Origin of the sequence: Pseudomonas proteolytica, assembly GCF_007858275.1 — a bacterium.
Taxonomy (GTDB): Bacteria; Pseudomonadota; Gammaproteobacteria; order Pseudomonadales; family Pseudomonadaceae; genus Aquipseudomonas; species Aquipseudomonas proteolytica.
The window spans coordinates 1-18,068 of sequence record NZ_VFEV01000069.1; the positions used below are offsets into that span (position 1 = coordinate 1).

Genomic DNA, 18,068 nt, shown 5'->3' on the forward strand with positions numbered 1-18,068 from the left:
TAGAAAGGGCGGGACGAGAAGTCTCCCACGGTCCGTACTGGCTAGAGTCGGAATCGGGCTTTTAGTCGCCGCCCACCCCTTCAAGTCTAAACATACAAGCGGGCTTGCTCGCGAAAGCGGTGTGTCATTCAACACATCCAGCGTCTGACCCACCGCTATCGCGAGCAAGCCCGCTCCCACATGGGGTCTCCAGTTAGGCTGGGATCAGTGCTCGACCGGCACCGACAATGCCGGCTTGCCCAACGCATGGCTGCGCGCCGCAAAGAACCTGAGCTCCACCTCCATCCCCTCGAACAGCGCGGCATACCGCCGCTTCTGCTGCTGGATAAACCCGTCGCTGCGGCCAAACACCGAGATCGCCAGGGTCTTGATCCGCGACCGACGAATGGCTTGCACCAAGTGCCCGTCCTGTTCGCTCAGGTGATGGCCAAAGATGCACAGCGCGCCTGCCTGCCCCAGCAACTGTTCATAGCAGAACGACAGGTAATCTGAACTGCGAATGCTCTTGAGCTTCTCGCTGCTGGGGCCTTCGTTGATAAACAGCGGCACATCGTCGAGGGTCTTGATGGTGTTGTTGATGGCAAAGCTGCTGAGCAAAGTGCTGTCGGTGGACGGCAATTTACGCGCCGAGCCATCCAGGTTGCGCACCAGATGCAGGCCACCGTGCAGGTACAGAATGCGCGTCGCGGCGGTGGCGGTGTCGCGCAGGTCAAAGCGCGAGTCGGCGCCGCGAAACAGGTCATCGATGCCCGGTGTGTGCAGGATCGACCAGTAGTTGAGCAGGTCGTAATTGCTGGTGAACACCGTCTTGTAGCTCGCCAGTTCCTGATTGATTGTGGCCAGGGTCGAGGGCTGCACCAGGCGCCAGGGGATATGCACGGCGTGGATGCTATTGATCAGCGCTTCCTTGATCGCGTAGTAGCGATTACGTGGCGCGGTGGAGCTGACGGCCAGGGCCTTGTTGACGCGGCTGGTGGTTTTCAGGGCGCCCAGCACCTGCTCGAAGCTACGGGTCTGCATCGCGTCAAACACGCTCAATTCGGAAGCGCTCAAGGGCTTCTCTTCGACGGTGCGCGCGTTTTCAAACAGCGAGTCGTAGGCAAAATCTTCCCATACCGCACGACTGGCACCGTTGCCGATCAGGATCGCGGAAAAGGCGGTGCTGCTGCGCAGTGCGGTCCAGTCTTCAAGGGCGGCGTCGATATCCTGGAAATCCTTCATTGCGGCGGGTCTACTCAAAAACGGCTGGGCGGTGACTTTATCACGGGCGGGCGTTGATCTTGGTCAAGATGCCGCAGGCGGGTGGGGTTGATGCTGTAGGCATCAACGTATCCCCGAGGGTTCACCATGAGCAGCACGTTCTTCATTCCCGCCGTCAACATCATGGGCATCGATTGCCTCGACGAAGCCATGAGCGCGATCCGCAACTACGGTTTTCGCAAGGCGCTGATCGTCACCGACGCCGGCCTGGCCAAGGCGGGCGTGGCCCGCATGATTGCCGAGAAACTGGCGATGCAGGACATCGATTCGGTGCTCTACGACGGCGCCAAACCCAACCCCAACGTGGAGAACGTCGAGAACGGCCTGGCGTTGTTGCAGGCCAGTGGCTGCGATTTCGTGGTGTCGTTGGGCGGGGGGTCGCCCCATGACTGCGCCAAGGGTATCGCCCTGTGTGCCACCAATGGCGGGCATATCGGCGACTACGAAGGTGTCGACCAATCGAGCAAGCCGCAACTGCCGCTGGTGGCCATCAACACCACCGCCGGTACTGCCAGCGAAATGACCCGTTTTTGCATCATCACCGACGAAACCCGCCACGTGAAAATGGCCATCGTCGACCGTAACGTCACGCCATTGCTGTCGGTCAACGACCCGGCGCTGATGGTCGCCATGCCCAAGGGCCTGACCGCCGCCACCGGTATGGACGCGTTGACCCACGCCATCGAAGCCTATGTTTCTACGGCGGCTAACCCGATCACCGATGCGTGCGCGATCAAGGCGATCGAACTGATCAGCGCCAACCTGCGCCTGGCGGTGCGTGACGGCAGCGACATGGCGGCCCGTGAAAACATGGCCTACGCGCAATTTCTGGCGGGCATGGCCTTCAACAACGCCTCCCTGGGTTTTGTCCACGCTATGGCCCACCAGTTGGGCGGCCTTTACGACTTGCCCCATGGCGTGTGCAACGCGGTGTTGCTGCCCCACGTGCAAAGCTTCAATGCCAGCGTCAGCGCGGCGCGCCTGAGCGACGTCGGCCGCGCCCTGGGTGTGACCGACAAACACGCCAGCCCCGAAGAAGGCGCGCAGGCGGCCATCGCAGCGATCCGCTGCCTGTCCCAGGACGTTGAAATCCCGGCCGGCCTGCGTGAGCTGGGCGCCAAGCTGCAAGACATTCCGTTGCTGGCGACCAACGCCCTCAAGGACGCCTGCGGCCTGACCAACCCACGGCGCGCTGACCAGCGGCAGATCGAGGAGATTTTCCGCAGCGCGTTTTGAGTCGAGCAGTGGCAAGCTTCAAGCGACAAGCTGTTAATCTGAGCAGCTTGTACTGCTCTTAACTTGAAGCTTGCCACCGAGGCCCACCCTTATGAGAGTTTTGCTATTCGGCGCCACCGGCATGGTCGGCCAGGGCGTGTTGCGTGAGTGTCTGCTGGCCGCTGATGTGCAGGAAGTGGTGGCGGTGGGGCGCACGGCGTTGACCCAGGAGCATGGCAAGCTGCATCAGGTGCTACACGCCGATATGTTCGACTTCCAACCCTTGGAGCATTTGCTGCAAGGCTTTGATGCCTGCCTGTTTTGCCTGGGGGTGTCGTCGGTGGGTATGGATGAAGCCACCTACACCCGCCAGACCTACGACCTGACCCTGGTCGCCGCCAGCACCCTGGCGCGGCTCAATCCGCAGATGACTTTTGTGTATGTGTCCGGTACGGGCACCGACAGCTCCGAGCAGGGCAAGGTGATGTGGGCGCGGGTCAAGGGCAAGACCGAGAATGCCTTGCTGCGCCTGCCGTTCAAGGCGGTTTACCTGTTCCGTCCGGGGATCATCCAGCCGGTGCATGGCGTGCGTTCTAAAACCCCGCTTTACCAGACAATCTACAACCTGATCGGGCCGCTGCTGTCGTTGGTGCGTCGTGTGCGGCCGGCGTGGGTCGTGAGTACTGAGACCGTCGGACGGGCGATGCTGGCGGTGGTCCGGCATGGCGCGCCGCAAGCGGTGATCGAGCCCGCCGAGATCCACCGTCTGGCCGCTGAGCGTATGTGATGTTGTCCAAAAGCCTGATCCGTCGCCTGGATCTGATCACCTTGCAGCTGTTCGTCGCCGTGTACGAGGAGGGCACGCTGACCCGCGCTGCAGCGCGTGAATCCATTGCCGTATCGGCCGCCAGCAAGCGTCTGGTGGATCTGGAAAAAATGCTGGGCCTGACATTGTTTGTGCGCCAGGCCAAGGGCATGAGCCTCACTGCGGCGGGTGAAACCTTGTTGCATCACGGCCGGCAGATGCTGTTCAACGTGCAGAAGATGGGCCTGGAATTGGGCGAACACAGCCATGGCGTGCGTGGGTATGTGCGGATGCTGGCCAACCTGTCGGCGATCATCCAGTTCCTGCCGGAAGATTTGCGCGACTTCACCGCGCTGCATCCGCAGCTCAAGACCGACCTTGAAGAACGCCCCAGCACGGGTGTGGTTCAGGGTGTGCTCGACGGTGTGGCGGACTTGGGGATCTGCTCCAGCGATACCGATACCAAGGGCTTGTTCAGCGTGACGTATCGCCGCGACAACCTGATGGTGCTGATGCCGATGGATCACCCGCTGGCCGACCGTGAGGGGTTGTCGTTCAGCGAAACCCTGGGCTGCGATTATGTCGGCCTGCATGTCGCCAGTTCGATCAATATGCGTACCCACGCAGCGGCGCGGGAGGCTGGCAAAATGCTGCACCTGCGCATCCATGTGCCGGGCTTCGATGCGATGTGCCGCATGGTCCAGGCCCACATGGGCATCGGCATCCTGCCGCAGAAAGCCTATGAATTGTTCGGGCGCTCGCTGGGCCTGCAGGCGGTCCCGCTGACGGATGAATGGGCGGTACGCCGTTTGGTCCTGGTGGTGCGCGATGAAGCCGCGCTGTCGCCGGTCAGCCGTTTATTGTTTGAATATCTACACGCCTCTGAGGGTGCGGTCTGACGGAATGGTCTGTCGGCTCGTTCCCTGGTCGTTCGCGTTTTGCGAACGCTCGTTGCCAATTGAAGGTTGGATTTACCCCTTCACCGTCCTCTAGCCTGGGTTCACATTCCAAGCACAAGAGGTACGCCCTATGACGGCTCCCCTGAGCGGTATCAAGGTGATCGAGATCGGCACGTTGATTGCTGCGCCGTTCGCCGCCCGGTTGATGGCCGAGTTTGGTGCCGAGGTGATCAAGATCGAATCCATGGGCCAAGGCGACCCGCTTCGCAAATGGCGAAAGCTGCATCAGGGCACCTCGCTGTGGTGGTATCTGCAATCGCGCAACAAGAAATCCCTGGCCCTGGACCTCAAGTCAGCCGAAGGCCTGGCGCTGGTCAAGCAGTTGCTTGGCGATGCCGATGTGCTGATCGAGAACCTGCGCCCTGGCGGCCTGGAGAAACTCGGCCTGGGCTGGGACGTGTTGCATGCCCTCAACCCCAGGCTGACCCTGGTACGCATCTCCGGCTACGGCCAGACCGGGCCTTATCGCGACCGCCCGGGTTTTGGTGCAATCGGCGAAGCCATGGGCGGGATTCGCTATACCACTGGCAACCCCGATTCACCGCCGGCCCGGGTCGGGGTCAGCCTCGGCGACTCCCTGGCTTCGTTGCACGGGGTGATCGGCGCCTTGATGTCGCTGCTGCGGGTCAAGACCGGGCAGGGCGATGGGCAGGTGGTGGACGTGTCTTTGGCTGAGAGTGTGTTCAACCTGATGGAAAGCCTGGTGCCGGAATACGACATGCTCGGCCATGTTCGTGAACGCAGCGGTGGCGCCTTGCCCGGTATTGCACCGTCCAATACTTACCCGACTGCCGACGGCGCCTATGTGGTGATCGCCGGTAACAGTGACCCCATCTACAAACGGCTGATGACTGCCATTGGCCGCATCGATCTGGCCGAGGATGAGGCGCTCGCCCATAACGACGGCCGTGCGGCGCAAAGCGGCCTGCTGGATGCGGCCATCACCCATTGGACCAGCAGCCTGCCCATCGAACGGGTGCTCGATGCCTTGCAGGCGGCCGAGGTGCCCGCCGGACGTATTTATTCGGTGGCTGATATCGTCGCCGATCCGCACTATCAGGCTCGGGGCATGCTGCTCAACGCCGAACTGCCTGGCGGGTTGACGGTGAAGATGCCGGGCATTGTGCCCAAACTCTCGCAAACCCCCGGCGCCGTGAACTGGCAAGGTCCCAGCCTGGGCCAGCACACCGATGAAATTCTCGGCGGCATGGGCCTGGCCGAGGCTGATATTCAGCGCCTGAAAAACGCGGGAGTAGTGCAATGATCGTTGATTATTCCGACCCACTGATTGTGCAGGAAGTCTCGCCCAGGGACGGCTTGCAAATCGAGCCGGGCTGGGTCGAGACCGCCGATAAAATCAGCCTGATCGACCAATTGTCCCAGGCCGGTTTTTCGCGCATCGAGGCCGGCTCCTTTGTCTCGCCCAAGGCTATTCCCGCACTGCGGGATGGCGAACAGGTATTCCAAGGGATTCGCCGTCGCACCGGGGTGATCTATGTGGCACTGATCCCCAACCTCAAGGGCGCCCAGCGTGCAGTTACCTCTGGCGCGGATGAGTTGAACCTGGTGCTGTCCGCCAGCCAGACCCACAACCTGGCCAACCTGCGCATGCGCTGCGAAGCCTCGCTGGCGGCCTTCGGCGAGGTGGTGAATTTTGCCAGCGATTACCCGGTAAGCCTCAATGGCAGTATCGCCACCACCTTCGGTTGCCCGTTCGAAGGCAAGATCGACGAGGACCATGTGCTGCACCTGGTGGACGCCTATCTCGAACTGGGCGTCCAGGGCATCACCCTGGCCGATACCACCGGCATGGCCAACCCGCGTCAGGTCCGGCGCCTGGTCAATCGGGTGTTGCAGCGTGTGCGCGCCAGCGATTTGACCCTGCATTTTCACAATACCCGTGGCCTGGGGTTGTGCAATGTACTGGCGGCCTACGAGGCCGGAGGCCGGCGTTTTGATGCGGCCCTCGGCGGGCTCGGCGGTTGCCCGTTTGCACCGGGGGCGTCGGGCAATATCTGCACCGAAGATTTGGTCAACCTGTGTGAAGAAGTTGGCATCCCCACCGGTATCGACTTGCCACATCTGTTGCAGATGTCCAGGCAATTACCGGCGCTGCTCGGCCATGAACTGCCTGGCCAGGTGGTCAAGGCCGGCCGCAACAGTGACCTGCATCCGCCCCCGGCGTATATCGCCACCCTGTGAGCCTCACCCAGACAACAAAAACAATTCGGACGCCTGTGGGCAGTCCCCCTGGAGAAACACATGAAGCCAAAGACTATGGAGGCCGGCGTACGCCCGGCCGTTGAGCCCGATGAAATGAAAGCCCTGGTCAATAAGGTCGCTTGGCGCCTGATGCCATTGATCATGGTGTGTTATCTGTTCGCGTTTTTTGACCGTATCAATATCAGCTTCGCCAAGTTCCAGTTGCAGGCCGATCTGGGGTTGAGCAACACCGCCTACGGCTTGGGCGCGGGGTTGTTTGTGATGGGCTATGTGATCTTCGAAGTGCCGAGCAACATGATGTTGTACCGGGTCGGAGCCCGACGTTGGATCGCCCGGATCATGGTGTCATGGGGCCTTGCCACGGCGGCCATGGTATTTGTGACGGCCGAGTGGCAGTTCTACACATTGCGCTTTCTGATCGGCGCCATGGAGGCCGGTTTTGCGCCGGGGGTGCTGTATTACCTGACCTTGTGGTTCCCCCAGGATTTCCGCGGGCGGATTACCTCAATGCTGTTCCTCGCCTCGGCGTTTGCCGGGTTGGTGGGCGCGCCGTTTTCCGGCCTGGTGCTGGAACACATGGATGGCGTGCTGCAACTGCGCGGCTGGCACTGGTTGTTCCTGCTCGGTGGCTTGCCTTGCGTGGTGCTGGCATGGATGGTTTTGACCCAGCTCAAGGACCGCATTGAAGATGCGCCGTGGCTGAGCGCTGAAGAGAAAGCCCTGTTGTCGAGTCGCATCGCGGTGCATGAAGTTCACAAGAAAGGCTCATTGCTCCAGGCCCTGAAAATTCCCGGGTTCCTCACCCTGGGGTTGATCTACTTCCTGATCCAGGTGGCATCCTATGGCCTGAACTTTTGGGCGCCGCAACTGATCCGCAGCACTGGCGTCCAGAGTTCGGTCACCATCGGTTTTCTGACGGCGATTCCGTACGTCTGCGGGGCGATCAGCATGGTGGTGATCGGACGTTGGTCGGATGCAACCGGTGAGCGGCGCAAGTTTGTCAGCGGCCTGGTGGCGCTGGGTGCCGTGGGCTTCTTCTGCGCCGGGATCTTTGATGACCACACGACATTCCTGATCATCGCCCTGGGCCTGTTGGGCGCCGGTATTATCGCCTCGATCCCGACCTTCTGGACCTTGCCTCCCAAGCTACTGGCCGGTGCCGGCGCAGGTGCAGCGGGCGGGATTGCCTTGATCAATACCCTGGGCCAACTGGGCGGCATTGTCAGCCCGGTAATGGTCGGGCGCATCAAGGACATCACAGGCAGCACCACCCCGGCGCTGTATGTGATTGGTGTGTGCGCGTTGATTGCGGCGGCGCTGTTGCTCTGGGGCCTGCCACACCTATTGCGCACCTCCGACAAGCGCTGAACCCTCATCCCACGGCGGTCAACGCCCTGGTCGGTGCGGCACTGAACTGAATCAACGCCACCCCCCCGATCAACATCAGCACCCCGAGCAAACGGGGTGCTGTCAGTTGCCGCTCCACCAAGCCAAACAAGCCAAAGTGATCAAGTAACAACGAGGCGAGGACCTGCCCGCTCAGGGCCAGGGCGATAAATCCGGAGGCGCCGAGCTTGGGCAGCAGGACCAGGGCCAGGGAGATAAAACACACGCCGAATGCGCCGCCGGTCCACATCCACAGTGGGGCCTTGCTGATAAAACCCAGGCTTGGCAGCGGCAACCTTAACGCCAGAATTACCGGCAGCAACACCAGGATACTCACCAGCAGCGAGGCCAGTGTCGCCCACAGCGGATGCCCAAGGCCGCGCCCGAGGTTAGCGTTGATCGCGCTCTGAAACGGCACCACCGCCCCGGCAATCACCGCCAACAGTAACAAGCCCAGCCAATGCAACGTGGTCATGATCAATCTCCCAAAGGTTTTACTGGACTCTACGGTATTCGTCGCGCAGATTTAAATTCCAAGTTCTTATGCTGAACATGCACCATATGAATGATCTGCGCCGTATCGACCTCAACTTGCTGGTGATCCTCGACGCGTTGCTCAGCGAGCAGCACGTCACCCGCGCCGCCGAGCGCCTGCACCTGAGCCAGCCGGCGGTGAGCCATGCACTGGCACGCTTGCGGGACCTGCTGGGCGACCCGTTGCTGGTGCGCCAGGGCAGTGGCCTGGTCGCCACCGCTCGTGCGCTGGAACTGGCGGCGCCCTTGGCTGATGCGCTGGCCCAGGTGCAGTCGCTGCTGGCGCCGAACCGTTTCGAACCGGCGTCGGCCAAGCGCACTTTTCGTTTGGCCATGTCCGATTATGGCGCGGCGCTGCTGTTGCCTGGGCTGGCAAGAGCGCTGCGCGAGCAGGCGCCGGGGATTGACCTGGCCATCACCCACGCCAGTCGTGAGGGCATGCAAGAAGGGGTGCTCAGTGGCGAAATCGACCTGGCCGCCGGGGTCTTTCCCGACCTGCCAGCCGAGTTGCGCAGCACGCCATTGTTCCAAGAGCATTACGCCTGCCTGGTGGACCGCGATAGTTTGCCCGTCGATGGTGTGCTCGACTTACCCACCTACCTGGCGCGGCCCCATGTGTTGCTGGAAATGCGCGGCAGTGGCACCCCGGAAATCGAACGGGCGCTGACCGCGATCCGTGAGCGGCGGCATGTGGCGATCAGCCTGCCGCATTGGAGCGTCGCGCCGCAGTTGATCCAGGGCACTGACCTGATCCTTACCGTGTCCTCACAGGGGCTGCTGAATATCGATCCGCGGCATCTGCTGGTGGTACCGCCACCGTTTCATATTCCGTCTTTCGGTTTTGTACTGGCCTGGCATAAACGCCGCGGCGGGGACGGCGCGTTACAGTGGTTGATCGCGCAAGTGCAGGACGTGCTGGCCAGGCGTGGAACCTAGCATTGCAGTGTGGGGTGGATTGTGCACAATCGACGCGCCCCTACTATTTTCTGAGCGTGTTACCCATGACTTCATCATTGTTGTTTGCCGTCATTGCCTCGGGCTTTATCTACGGCATCACGCCGGGTCCAGGGGTGCTGGCGGTATTTGGCATTGGCGCCGCGCGCGGCCGGCGGGCCGGGGCCGGTTTTCTGTGCGGGCACCTGTTGGGCGATGTGGTGTGGTGCAGCACCGCGCTGGTGGCGATTGTCGGCGCGCGGGAAATCGGCAGCAGCGCGTTTGATGTGCTGGGTGTGCTCAGCGCCCTGTATCTGTTTTGGCTGGGCATTCGTGCGATTCGTACCCGCAACCGCAGCGACGAGTCGCCCCAGGGTGCAGCGCGCCAACCGTTCTGGCACGGCATCCTGTTTGGCCTGACCAACCCCAAGGCATATCCCGTGGCCGTGGCTACATTCACTGCGTTGCTGTCGAGCCGGGCCGAGTTGCTGACCTGGGGCATGTTGCCGTGGTTGATCGTCCTGAGTTTTTTTGGCGGCCTGCTGGCCTACGGGATCCTGATCGCAATTGTCGGCGCGCGGCGGGTGCGTGCGGTGTATCAGCGCCATGAAGTGTTGATCACCAAGCTGTGTGGCGTGATGTTTATCGGCTTTGCGCTCAATGCCCTGGCCCATGCGTTGCCGGGCTTGCTGGGTAGTAAAACTGCCTGACGCCACACGACCGTTCGTCGCACCAACAAGTTTTTTCTAAACCTTTGCCGCCCTGAAAATTCAGATTCAGGGCGGGGCTCGTTCCCCGGCATGTATTTATTACCTGGAGGAACCCATCATGAGCCGCACGGCTATCCGGTTACGCACCGCCACTTTCGCGATGCTGCTGGGCCTCGGCGCCAGCAATGCGCTCGCCCAAGGGCCTGCCGAATTCATCGAACAAGCCTCGGCCAAAGGCATGGCTGATATCGAAACCAGCCGCATGGCCCACGCCAAGACTTCGTCCCAGGAAATCAAGGACTACACCATCGAGGTCATCAACGAACGCACCCTGGCCAACCAGCATTTGGCGGCCATTGCGAAAAAACTCGACTTGCCGGTGGCGCCTCGCGACCAGATCGCCGACAAGGCCGAAACCCTGATGCCTGAACTGACCGATGGCGATTCGTTTGACGCCGCCTACACGGCCCAGCAGGTCAAGGCCAACGAAGATGCAATCGCCTTGTTCAAGCAGGAAGGCGCTGCGTCGGAGATCCCCGAAATCAAAGCATTGGTCGATGAGACCTTGCCTAAGCTGGAAACCCGCCTGGAAAAAGCCCGGGCGCTGGCATCGTCCTACGGCAAGAGTCGTCGCGGCGACGGTTGAGGGAGGTTGCGCTCCCGAGAACGGTGGTTGGATTGAACTCCAACCGCCGTTTTTTTATGCCGCTTGACCGTTCGGCGGGCCAACCGTGGGGGTATCGAACCCAGGCCCGGGCCGATGGGTCACTGTCTTATCACCCCGTTGAATGGACGCACGACCATGAACCTTACCCGTACCCTTTGCCTGGCCTGCTGCCTGGTACTCCTGCAGGGCTGCTTCGACAGCTCGAACAACGAAACCCAGGACAATACCGATGGCAGCAAATCATCCGTGCAAATGAAGGATTCCAAGGCCGACCAGCCATAGCGTCATCAAAACAGCGACCGGGTCGGCTCGCCGTCCTCCAGCGTGAGCAGGTACTGCTTGGCCTCCAGGCCACCGGCAAACCCGGTGAGCCGGCCCGACGCACCAATCACCCGATGGCAGGGCGCGACGATTGAAATCGGATTGCGCCCATTGGCGGCCCCCACCGCACGCACCGCTTTCGGGCTGCCAATCTGCGTGGCTATCTGGCTGTAACTGCGGGTTTCGCCGAAGGGAATGGTCAACAGCGCGGCCCAGACTTTTTTCTGGAATTCGGTGCCTTCGAAATCCAGTTCCAGATCGAAGCGGTCGCGGGTGCCGGCAAAATATTCATTCAACTGGCGTTCCGCTTGCAGCAGCGCTGGGCTGTCATCGACCTCCACCAACTCGCCCAGGCGCACCCGGTTGGCGCGCTCGGTTTCCCACAAGATGGCGGCGAGCTTGCCGTTGCGTGCGACCAGGGTCAATTGGCCGACGGGGGAGGGCATGAGTTTGTATTCACACGGCATGAGCGGGCTCCTTGTTGGGCGGACCATTTAGTGGACAGGTTGGCACTTTAGCGCTCATCGCAGCTGCGTGAACTACGTTTCTTGCGGTCAAATTCGGGAGCGTCACCGCTCTTGTTGCAGCACTTTCAGCGCTGCCGAAGCGAGGAACCCGGAGCGGCTTTTTTCTTCCGGGTGATGCAGCACGTATTCATCAATGCGGTTGAGCAGATAACCCGGCAAGGTGATGTTGAGTTTTTGCGCCTTGCCCAGGTACTTGGTCACATCAATGTCCACTACCGCCCAGATGCAGCCGGCGTACAGAGGGTTGGCCGCGTGGTGGGTGACTTTTTGCGCGCTGGGAATGGGCGCGCCATCTTCCGCCAGCAGCTCGAAGTGACCTTCTATGGCCTCCCGTGCCATGGCCATGGCGTCATCCAGGTCATCTCCGGCAGAGAAACACCCAGGGATGTCGGGGACTTCCACTCCCCAGGCGTGGTCGTCGTCACCCGTTGAGATTGCAATCGGATACAGCATGTTCGTGGTTCTCCCTGGAACGCTCAACCGAGCAGAGCTTGTTTCAAAATGCTCTTGGCGGTCTTGTCCAACAGCTCTTTCCGGGGATGGGGAATGGTCACCAGCCCAGGCTTGGTTGGATGTTTGAAATGATGATGGCTGCCCCTGACGCGTGCCAGATACCAGCCGTCTGCAACGATATGGCCTATCAAATATCGGCTATCCACATCACCTCCTTGTGGTGTGTTGGTGGTGACTATAACCACTGAAAAAAAATTATCAACACTCTACCTACCAAACGGCAGCGGCAGGTCGTTCAAGAAGTGTATGGGGGAACGCCAGGGCTGCCGGCTGGAGGTATTACACGGTTTTGCGGGTGGGGGCGGCAGAGCAGGCGGGGATTGATGGGTAAAATCCGGGCGTAAAAAAACCGGCTCCATGAGCCGGTTTTTTATCATTCCCCGCTAAAAACAATTTGGCGTGGGAACACAATGATGTGGAGCGGGTAGAGGGAATCGAACTCTTATAGGACAAAAAATCCCAGAAACGCGTAGATGTGTAGGTGCCCGCTTCTCGAAAATCCTTGAAAAGCGTGTAGGTGTGTACTCCACGATGGCTATAGCTTTGTGCCGCATCGTAAGCGACGCCAGAACATCCGGTGATCCTCTCTTTGCTCACATGTGAGCCAGGGTGCGAATTTGTGCCCCTTGGCAACTGAATCCGAATGGCCTTCAGAAACGGGCCAGCCGGTTCCCCTTGCATTGTCGAAGAGATAGTATTGAGCCATCACTCAAGGGCAGTCGAATGCCCAGCGAGCTTCGCCCAGCGCGGGGGCGGCGCGTAGGAGCCCGGCATGGATCGGCGAACCAATCAAAACTCAGCCATTCATAAGCCATATCTCAAATCATTTTTGGGAAGATCTAGTGGTTCCTGAAAGATCTCTCGATCTGGCGTACAAACCTGCCATCGTCACCATATATCTGCCGCAATCCAGCTTATTTAATGGAGGTGCAAAAGGTATTTCCATCGGCATGGGTGAATGAAAATCACAAAAAGGAGTTTGGCTAGATGATTAATGCAATAAATTTTCAAGCGTGGGACGGTGATTGGAGGAGCATTCCCTTCGTAGCATCCGAGGGCGGCTGTGAAAAACACGGCTTTAGGTGCACTGTAGTCACCGGGCAGAACGGCTCGTATAAAAGCACAATGCTTCGAGAATTGGTGGCTGGCCTGATTGCTCCGAAATCCACTGAGACGAAGCTTGATGTCAGCGATGGCTCAGTCATGAACCACGTCATCTGCGCATCCGGCTCTGTTGCTGACAGATTTCCCTCTAAGGAAAAAGCAGGCGGTGGTAGTACCGAGTTTGCGACAGAACAGTATGCTTATATCGGTCAGAGGGTTGGGGCGAACCTCCTTAGCAAGAAACGACCTTTTGAGACCGTGATTGTATTTGCTTTAGATAGAAGCAAGAGCGAACGTTTCACATGGCCTTTCTATAAACAGGCTCATGAGTTTGCTAACATCATGCCGGATCTAAACGTGTCGGTCTTGGTGCGTAAGGATGGGCTTAAGAGATCCAGCAGGCGGAGCGCGGAGGAAAGCGGGTACTCAGTGAGCAAACTGAAGCGATTGTTGAATATGGAGGACGCTGATCTTTCTGGCCCTGTGTCTGATGACGTGGCTCGGCATATACTGAAAGAATTCAGTGAAAACGTCTTCAATGACTTTATTAAATTCATGTCTTCCACTAAGGCTCGACTGATCTTGAGTATGGGGAGGGGAGGGATTCATTGCAAAACTGCCTCTAACGAAGTAGTCCGCTTGGGCTTTATGCTCGACATTTTTTCGCTTCGCGATGTTACAGTTAAGCGAGCCGGAAGTGATCTTGAATTCTCAATTTTCGAATTGAGTTCGGGCGAGTATCATATGTATACAAACCTTATGGGGCTAGGGTTCGGGGTCGAAGAGGGGTCGCTGATGCTCTTGGATGAGCCTGATAATAGCCTCCATCCACAATGGCAGCGAGACTTTATGGCGGCAGTGCATGGGATCTGCCAGATTGGAATGAAATCTGGACATCTGGTTGTATGCACTCACTCTCCATTGATCGTCAGTGCCTCATTAGAAGGCAGTACAATCGTTGATCTCTCCAATGATGAACCCGTCATTAGCGTGGCATCTTATGGCGCTTCATCTGATGATATTTTGCTTGAGCAGTTTGGCTTGACTTCCAGTCGAAATCGAATCGTAGTGGATGTCGTCCAGCGCGCGGTTTCTATCATAGAAAAAGACGGCTTTGCACATCCTGATCTACTCGCATTGACGGATCAGCTGGTCTCAATCAAGTCGGCTCTGAGGAGGGAGGATCCTTTAGTTGAGGTGATTGATGCGATCCTTGGAGAGTCGGGCAATGATTAAAATAGGATTCGAGCAAATCCATCCGATCCCTGTCCTCCCCGCTGACATTGTTGTCGCGAATCTGAAGGGCCTTAGCTGGAGTAGTGGTGTGAATGCTGTCACTGCATTCAAAGACACACTCAAGCCCATGCTGCGTAAGGTACAACAGGGAAGATGTAGTCTGTGTCGGCGGTTTCTTTACGATGATTATGCTACTCACTTGGAGCATTTTATCGAGAAAGGTATCCATCGGGACTTCACATACGAAGTTACGAACTTATCTTTGTCCTGTGGGACGTGCAATATAAAGAAGAATGGATATAACCGTACACTCAATAGCCTGATCAAAAAGCGTGCAAGACGTAAAGGGCAGCAAGCCAGCAAGTACTGTCCAGTACTCGCTGTGAAAATTTCCGCTAATGCTCCAATGCCCGTTTCTTCTGCTAGCTATCGCTGGATTCATCCTTATTTCGATCGATATTCAGATAACATTGAGATCGAGAAAGGATGGATATTCACGGGCAAATCTAGAAAAGGGCAGAGGACAATTCGTTCCGTGAAACTTAATGCCTTGGCACAAATTGAGCGAAGAGCACTCGCGGAGCGATTGGAAGCACGGCCCGGTCGGCTATCGAAGCTTTTGGGGGCGACAGCCGAACTGGATAAATACAGGGCTGGGCACCTCTTCAAATTGGTGACAAAGCAGCTATGGAAACGCCGAGAGGCTTCCGACGTCTGAGAGGACGGTACCAATGTGTCGATCTCCCGCTTGCGCTGGTGATCGACCACATCAGTTCAACGGTGAGCTGGCCCCAGCTCAGTCCGAGAAAAAACTTAACGTCTTGTCCGGGATCAGTTGATCACTACACAACCCCGACGCCGGGTTAAGGGATACGTTTCTCGGGGGCAAGGTCAGCCAAGAGGCTTCATGTGGAAATGGGTCTTATAGGCTTCTTCGCTTTGTTCAAGCGCTTCAATGTGACGCTTACTTCGCTTGAAGGGATGCAGGGGCGAGACTACCGCTACACTTGATTGAACGGAGCCGGTCGCTGCTCCCCTGTTTGAGATAGTTAGTTAATCAGTTTAAGGGCATCAGGAGGCTCCTGATGCCAACTATTTATCAGATAACCAATATCTAGCTCAGTCGTCGTAGTCGTCGTAGTCATCCTCTTCGTTCTCTGGGTAAAAGATACTTTCTCCGGTTCTGTTGGTTATAAAGCATACAAAATTGTATGCCGCTAGTGTGTAGTCAAATGTTCGTAGTGGTATTGTATTGATTCTTTTGTTTTCATGATTCTTGAAGTGTTCGAATTTTATTAGATCTTTGTCGACTATGTAAGAGTGTTTGATTTTGTTGTTCAGTATCCTTAGTTCGTTGATGGTGGAGTATGAGCTGGCTTTATTTAGGTTTGCGTTGTGATTCGTGTAGTGTTTTTCAATAATATCCCATCTGTGTGGGGCGCGGTTCCCAGGAGTGGGGTTTTCAATAATTTCTAGGCAGCGAGTCAAAATCTGCTCTATTGTTGCCCATAGATTAATAACTAAGCTTTCATTGGCGATACACTGTATTTGTTCAAGCTGTGCCACTTCGTTGAAGTTTCGGAATGCCAATCGGGTGGAAGAGATTTTTTCTTGATCATCTCCCATATTGTCGAACATGCGGCCGTAGTGTTCGTTGAAGGCCTCAAAGACTGGGGCGATGAGTTCATTGCTTTGCATGTGAGTGAACATTGCAAACTGATGGAACATTACGATGTCGTCAATTCGTTGAATAGCTTGCAGTCTTAGATTTCCGCGTGCGCGCGATAGAGCACCGTCAGGAAATCTATAGGTTTCTCGCAAAAGCGGCTTCAAAGTTGTATCGTTTTGGCTAAGTGCCTGGGTTGCAGCTAGCGTTAGTGGTGATTTCACAAATTTACCTTAGCGTTTTTTAGTGGGCTGGGTTTCAGTGTTTGTTAATCGGGTGTGGAGCTAATTTTCTTGAATTAGTACGGTATGAACCTAAAGCCCGTTATGGGTCGCTGGAGGCGATCTACCTTGAGCCTCACATAGACGAGAAAATGGAGCGATTTCTGTCCGCCTGCACCACTTGCATGGCTAAGCCGCTGGTCTAACTGTCAATGGGCAAGTGGCTTTTGAGTTCACCTGCCTCCATCGATAGGGCGGTCAATAAGGGCGATATGTGGGCCCAGGGCATGGTTCGTCATCAGCGCAGGTCAAATGAGGAGAGCGTCGTCTAGCCGGAAGCCGAGCTCCCCTGGGCTTCCCTGAACCTTGAGATGATCAGTCCGAGAACTCTACGGTTGCATGCACGAACTGCTGATCATCCTCATCTTGCCAGAAGGTGTGGGTGCATTGCTTGCAGCGAAACTGAGTCATCGGCGGATCATCTCTTTGCTGCTGGGTTTCGAGGTCATGACCGTGGCATACGTGGCAAAACAGATCCCAATCGGATTTCGCGGCTGCCCACTGCGACAGATTGATTTTGACCAGAGGTAGTGAAGCTTCGATGAGTGAGGCGCAGACATTCGCCCATGCTTGGAAGCGCACTGGCTGGAAAACATGGCCTTCCCACTCGCCTCGATCAAGGCCGGTGTTATTCAGTTTCTCTTCGTTACCGTGGATATAACCGTTGAGCAGGTCGTAAGCCTCAGAAATAGTGTTTTCCATTTCCACCGAAATGATCCCTGCCTTACGCAAGCGAGGGAGCACCCCTTTGTCTCCACGTAGCGTCGGCGATCGGTAGTCGTTGGATTTCCATTCCTTGTACTCATCGGGCTGTTTGCAAAAATAGATGGGCGAAATGACGCTTTCGATGAATCCTCGCAGCACTTGCATAGCTTGACGGTAGTACAGCCCACTCGCCAGCTGGACGGAGCACATCAGATCCGACCGAGTCTCAAGCATGTGTGAAAGAGAAAAGTATCCCGCTTCAGACAAGACGTTTCCGATAGTCTCTTGCCAGGCTATCAATGCCTTGGCCAACCGCCCAAACATCGGATCATGTTTAAAATCAACCAGGGAGACCGACTGTGTTCTTGCTCCTAGTGCCGGCTCCGATTGAGTTGCAATCTCGGTGAACTGGTCTGCTAACTCCAATGCTACTTGGATCGAGCCTTCCAGCCTGATGTCCGCCTGATCCTCATAGCCTGTGCCTGCGAGGAGTTTGTTGATGTAGGTATGCAAATCGTTTTGCGTGGCCCAGGCAGTTATGGCCTCGGGCGCGAATGGCAGGATCGAGAGCGCATCTTGCGGAAGAATTTCTTCTGGGCCCGCGCTGGTGGGAAAGGTTCCTTCAAAAACACTGTCCATAGATTCCGATGTCCTTCACAGGATTGGCAGATTGTCAGATTGCAAGGTAACTGCAGCGGCTAAGTGACGATGCCGTGTTTCAGTCGTACGATCAATTCGAGCGCGTCCACGATGAGCATGTTCATTGGTCGTGAGAGGCTGCTGACACCCTTTGCTGAAACTGCATCGTTATGCAGCTTCGTCGACCTTCGCTAACCTCTTGAACATTTCGATCTTCTCAAATTCGAGTTCCTTGAGGATCGTCTGCTTCGCTTCATTCGTATGCGTCCGGCCAACCCCCCTTCCTGTCCCCGGCGCCAAAGGCGATGGTGTCCACCTAATTTAAGTGGACACCCTTTCTAGCCTTTTAAGCGGGTCTTTTCATGCAGCCACAACGCCGCTCCT

Annotated in this window: 19 protein-coding genes; 12 read left to right on the forward strand and 7 right to left on the reverse strand. The window is 57.3% G+C overall.

The genetic code is table 11. The features are described from left to right. Window positions 1-204: 204 nt before the first annotated feature. Entirely contained in the window at window positions 205-1,221 is a 1,017-nt protein-coding gene (locus FIV38_RS29160; protein ID WP_092234176.1) for a DUF4917 family protein, read from the reverse strand. A 126-nt stretch (window positions 1,222-1,347) separates the two neighbouring features. Between FIV38_RS29160 and yiaY the strand changes: the two genes are divergently transcribed. The 6 genes from yiaY to FIV38_RS29190 all read left to right on the forward strand — a co-directional run bounded on the left by yiaY (window position 1,348) and on the right by FIV38_RS29190 (window position 7,830). After that, window positions 1,348-2,496: an L-threonine dehydrogenase gene (gene yiaY, locus FIV38_RS29165; protein WP_029299114.1), complete on the forward strand. Its 1,149-nt coding sequence runs from the start codon at window positions 1,348-1,350 to the stop codon at window positions 2,494-2,496. A 91-nt stretch (window positions 2,497-2,587) separates the two neighbouring features. Further along, the gene (locus FIV38_RS29170; protein ID WP_092234179.1) at window positions 2,588-3,262 is read left to right on the forward strand and encodes an NAD-dependent epimerase/dehydratase family protein; all 675 of its coding nucleotides are present in this window, start codon (window positions 2,588-2,590) and stop codon (window positions 3,260-3,262) included. Continuing rightward, window positions 3,262-4,179 (forward strand): LysR family transcriptional regulator, encoded by a 918-nt coding sequence (locus FIV38_RS29175; RefSeq protein ID WP_029299111.1) that lies wholly within the window; start codon window positions 3,262-3,264, stop codon window positions 4,177-4,179. Before FIV38_RS29170 ends, FIV38_RS29175 begins: the two co-directional genes overlap by 1 nt. A gap of 130 nt (window positions 4,180-4,309) precedes the next feature. Beyond that, on the forward strand, window positions 4,310-5,503 hold the full coding sequence (locus FIV38_RS29180) for a CaiB/BaiF CoA transferase family protein (RefSeq protein ID WP_092234182.1): 1,194 nt from the start codon (window positions 4,310-4,312) through the stop codon (window positions 5,501-5,503). Beyond that, on the forward strand, window positions 5,500-6,441 hold the full coding sequence (locus FIV38_RS29185; protein ID WP_092234185.1) for a hydroxymethylglutaryl-CoA lyase: 942 nt from the start codon (window positions 5,500-5,502) through the stop codon (window positions 6,439-6,441). Before FIV38_RS29180 ends, FIV38_RS29185 begins: the two co-directional genes overlap by 4 nt. Before the next feature lie 60 nt (window positions 6,442-6,501). Then, window positions 6,502-7,830, forward strand: coding sequence for an MFS transporter (locus FIV38_RS29190; RefSeq protein WP_029299108.1), 1,329 nt, complete (start codon window positions 6,502-6,504; stop codon window positions 7,828-7,830). A gap of 4 nt (window positions 7,831-7,834) precedes the next feature. Here FIV38_RS29190 and FIV38_RS29195 read toward each other — a convergent pair whose 3' ends face one another. Further along, window positions 7,835-8,323: a DMT family transporter gene (locus FIV38_RS29195; protein WP_029299107.1), complete on the reverse strand. Its 489-nt coding sequence runs from the start codon at window positions 8,321-8,323 to the stop codon at window positions 7,835-7,837. Window positions 8,324-8,400: 77 nt separating this feature from the next. On the opposite strand from FIV38_RS29195, the gene FIV38_RS29200 reads away from it, so the two are divergent. The 4 genes from FIV38_RS29200 to FIV38_RS30090 all read left to right on the forward strand — a co-directional run bounded on the left by FIV38_RS29200 (window position 8,401) and on the right by FIV38_RS30090 (window position 10,974). Continuing rightward, window positions 8,401-9,318, forward strand: a complete 918-nt coding sequence (locus tag FIV38_RS29200) for a LysR family transcriptional regulator (RefSeq protein ID WP_235860988.1) — start codon at window positions 8,401-8,403, stop codon at window positions 9,316-9,318. Window positions 9,319-9,383: 65 nt separating this feature from the next. Continuing rightward, window positions 9,384-10,025 (forward strand): LysE family translocator, encoded by a 642-nt coding sequence (locus FIV38_RS29205; protein ID WP_092234191.1) that lies wholly within the window; start codon window positions 9,384-9,386, stop codon window positions 10,023-10,025. 118 nt (window positions 10,026-10,143) lie between these two features. Continuing rightward, entirely contained in the window at window positions 10,144-10,671 is a 528-nt protein-coding gene (locus FIV38_RS29210; RefSeq protein WP_029299104.1) for a DUF4142 domain-containing protein, read from the forward strand. Between the two features lie 156 nt (window positions 10,672-10,827). Continuing rightward, complete coding sequence (locus FIV38_RS30090; RefSeq protein ID WP_166647832.1) at window positions 10,828-10,974, forward strand: hypothetical protein; 147 nt, start codon at window positions 10,828-10,830, stop codon at window positions 10,972-10,974. Window positions 10,975-10,979: 5 nt separating this feature from the next. Here the strand turns inward: FIV38_RS30090 and FIV38_RS29215 are convergent, their stop codons facing one another. From FIV38_RS29215 to FIV38_RS29225, 3 genes are all read right to left on the reverse strand, one after another. Then, complete coding sequence (locus FIV38_RS29215) at window positions 10,980-11,480, reverse strand: methylated-DNA--[protein]-cysteine S-methyltransferase (protein WP_029299103.1); 501 nt, start codon at window positions 11,478-11,480, stop codon at window positions 10,980-10,982. Between the two features lie 102 nt (window positions 11,481-11,582). Beyond that, the gene (locus FIV38_RS29220) at window positions 11,583-11,993 is read right to left on the reverse strand and encodes a type II toxin-antitoxin system HicB family antitoxin (RefSeq protein WP_070995801.1); all 411 of its coding nucleotides are present in this window, start codon (window positions 11,991-11,993) and stop codon (window positions 11,583-11,585) included. 23 nt (window positions 11,994-12,016) lie between these two features. Then, complete coding sequence (locus FIV38_RS29225; protein WP_029299101.1) at window positions 12,017-12,199, reverse strand: type II toxin-antitoxin system HicA family toxin; 183 nt, start codon at window positions 12,197-12,199, stop codon at window positions 12,017-12,019. Between the two features lie 841 nt (window positions 12,200-13,040). Here FIV38_RS29225 and FIV38_RS29230 point away from each other — a divergent pair. Together FIV38_RS29230 and FIV38_RS29235 are read left to right on the forward strand one after the other, a co-directional pair. Next, on the forward strand, window positions 13,041-14,393 hold the full coding sequence (locus FIV38_RS29230) for an AAA family ATPase (RefSeq protein ID WP_170228394.1): 1,353 nt from the start codon (window positions 13,041-13,043) through the stop codon (window positions 14,391-14,393). Window positions 14,394-14,481: 88 nt separating this feature from the next. Beyond that, complete coding sequence (locus FIV38_RS29235; RefSeq protein ID WP_139273559.1) at window positions 14,482-15,111, forward strand: HNH endonuclease family protein; 630 nt, start codon at window positions 14,482-14,484, stop codon at window positions 15,109-15,111. Between the two features lie 401 nt (window positions 15,112-15,512). Here the strand turns inward: FIV38_RS29235 and FIV38_RS29240 are convergent, their stop codons facing one another. Beyond that, on the reverse strand, window positions 15,513-16,283 hold the full coding sequence (locus tag FIV38_RS29240; protein ID WP_131811531.1) for a hypothetical protein: 771 nt from the start codon (window positions 16,281-16,283) through the stop codon (window positions 15,513-15,515). A 372-nt stretch (window positions 16,284-16,655) separates the two neighbouring features. Continuing rightward, the gene (locus FIV38_RS29245; protein WP_092234194.1) at window positions 16,656-17,684 is read right to left on the reverse strand and encodes a zinc ribbon domain-containing protein; all 1,029 of its coding nucleotides are present in this window, start codon (window positions 17,682-17,684) and stop codon (window positions 16,656-16,658) included. Window positions 17,685-18,068 lie beyond the last annotated feature (384 nt).

What these genes read in the sequence shown, in the direction of transcription:
- FIV38_RS29170 (WP_092234179.1), top strand. Translation starts at nt 2,588, where the DNA reads ATGAGAGTTTTGCTATTCGGCGCCACCGGCATGGTCGGCCAGGGCGTG.
- FIV38_RS29215 (WP_029299103.1), bottom strand. Translation starts at nt 11,480, where the DNA reads ATGCCGTGTGAATACAAACTCATGCCCTCCCCCGTCGGCCAATTGACC.
- FIV38_RS29205 (WP_092234191.1), top strand. Translation starts at nt 9,384, where the DNA reads ATGACTTCATCATTGTTGTTTGCCGTCATTGCCTCGGGCTTTATCTAC.
- FIV38_RS29230 (WP_170228394.1), top strand. Translation starts at nt 13,041, where the DNA reads ATGATTAATGCAATAAATTTTCAAGCGTGGGACGGTGATTGGAGGAGC.
- FIV38_RS29200 (WP_235860988.1), top strand. Translation starts at nt 8,401, where the DNA reads ATGCACCATATGAATGATCTGCGCCGTATCGACCTCAACTTGCTGGTG.
- FIV38_RS29220 (WP_070995801.1), bottom strand. Translation starts at nt 11,993, where the DNA reads ATGCTGTATCCGATTGCAATCTCAACGGGTGACGACGACCACGCCTGG.
- FIV38_RS29185 (WP_092234185.1), top strand. Translation starts at nt 5,500, where the DNA reads ATGATCGTTGATTATTCCGACCCACTGATTGTGCAGGAAGTCTCGCCC.
- FIV38_RS29245 (WP_092234194.1), bottom strand. Translation starts at nt 17,684, where the DNA reads ATGGACAGTGTTTTTGAAGGAACCTTTCCCACCAGCGCGGGCCCAGAA.
- FIV38_RS29180 (WP_092234182.1), top strand. Translation starts at nt 4,310, where the DNA reads ATGACGGCTCCCCTGAGCGGTATCAAGGTGATCGAGATCGGCACGTTG.
- FIV38_RS29195 (WP_029299107.1), bottom strand. Translation starts at nt 8,323, where the DNA reads ATGACCACGTTGCATTGGCTGGGCTTGTTACTGTTGGCGGTGATTGCC.
- FIV38_RS29210 (WP_029299104.1), top strand. Translation starts at nt 10,144, where the DNA reads ATGAGCCGCACGGCTATCCGGTTACGCACCGCCACTTTCGCGATGCTG.
- FIV38_RS30090 (WP_166647832.1), top strand. Translation starts at nt 10,828, where the DNA reads ATGAACCTTACCCGTACCCTTTGCCTGGCCTGCTGCCTGGTACTCCTG.
- FIV38_RS29160 (WP_092234176.1), bottom strand. Translation starts at nt 1,221, where the DNA reads ATGAAGGATTTCCAGGATATCGACGCCGCCCTTGAAGACTGGACCGCA.
- FIV38_RS29175 (WP_029299111.1), top strand. Translation starts at nt 3,262, where the DNA reads ATGTTGTCCAAAAGCCTGATCCGTCGCCTGGATCTGATCACCTTGCAG.
- FIV38_RS29190 (WP_029299108.1), top strand. Translation starts at nt 6,502, where the DNA reads ATGAAGCCAAAGACTATGGAGGCCGGCGTACGCCCGGCCGTTGAGCCC.
- yiaY (WP_029299114.1), top strand. Translation starts at nt 1,348, where the DNA reads ATGAGCAGCACGTTCTTCATTCCCGCCGTCAACATCATGGGCATCGAT.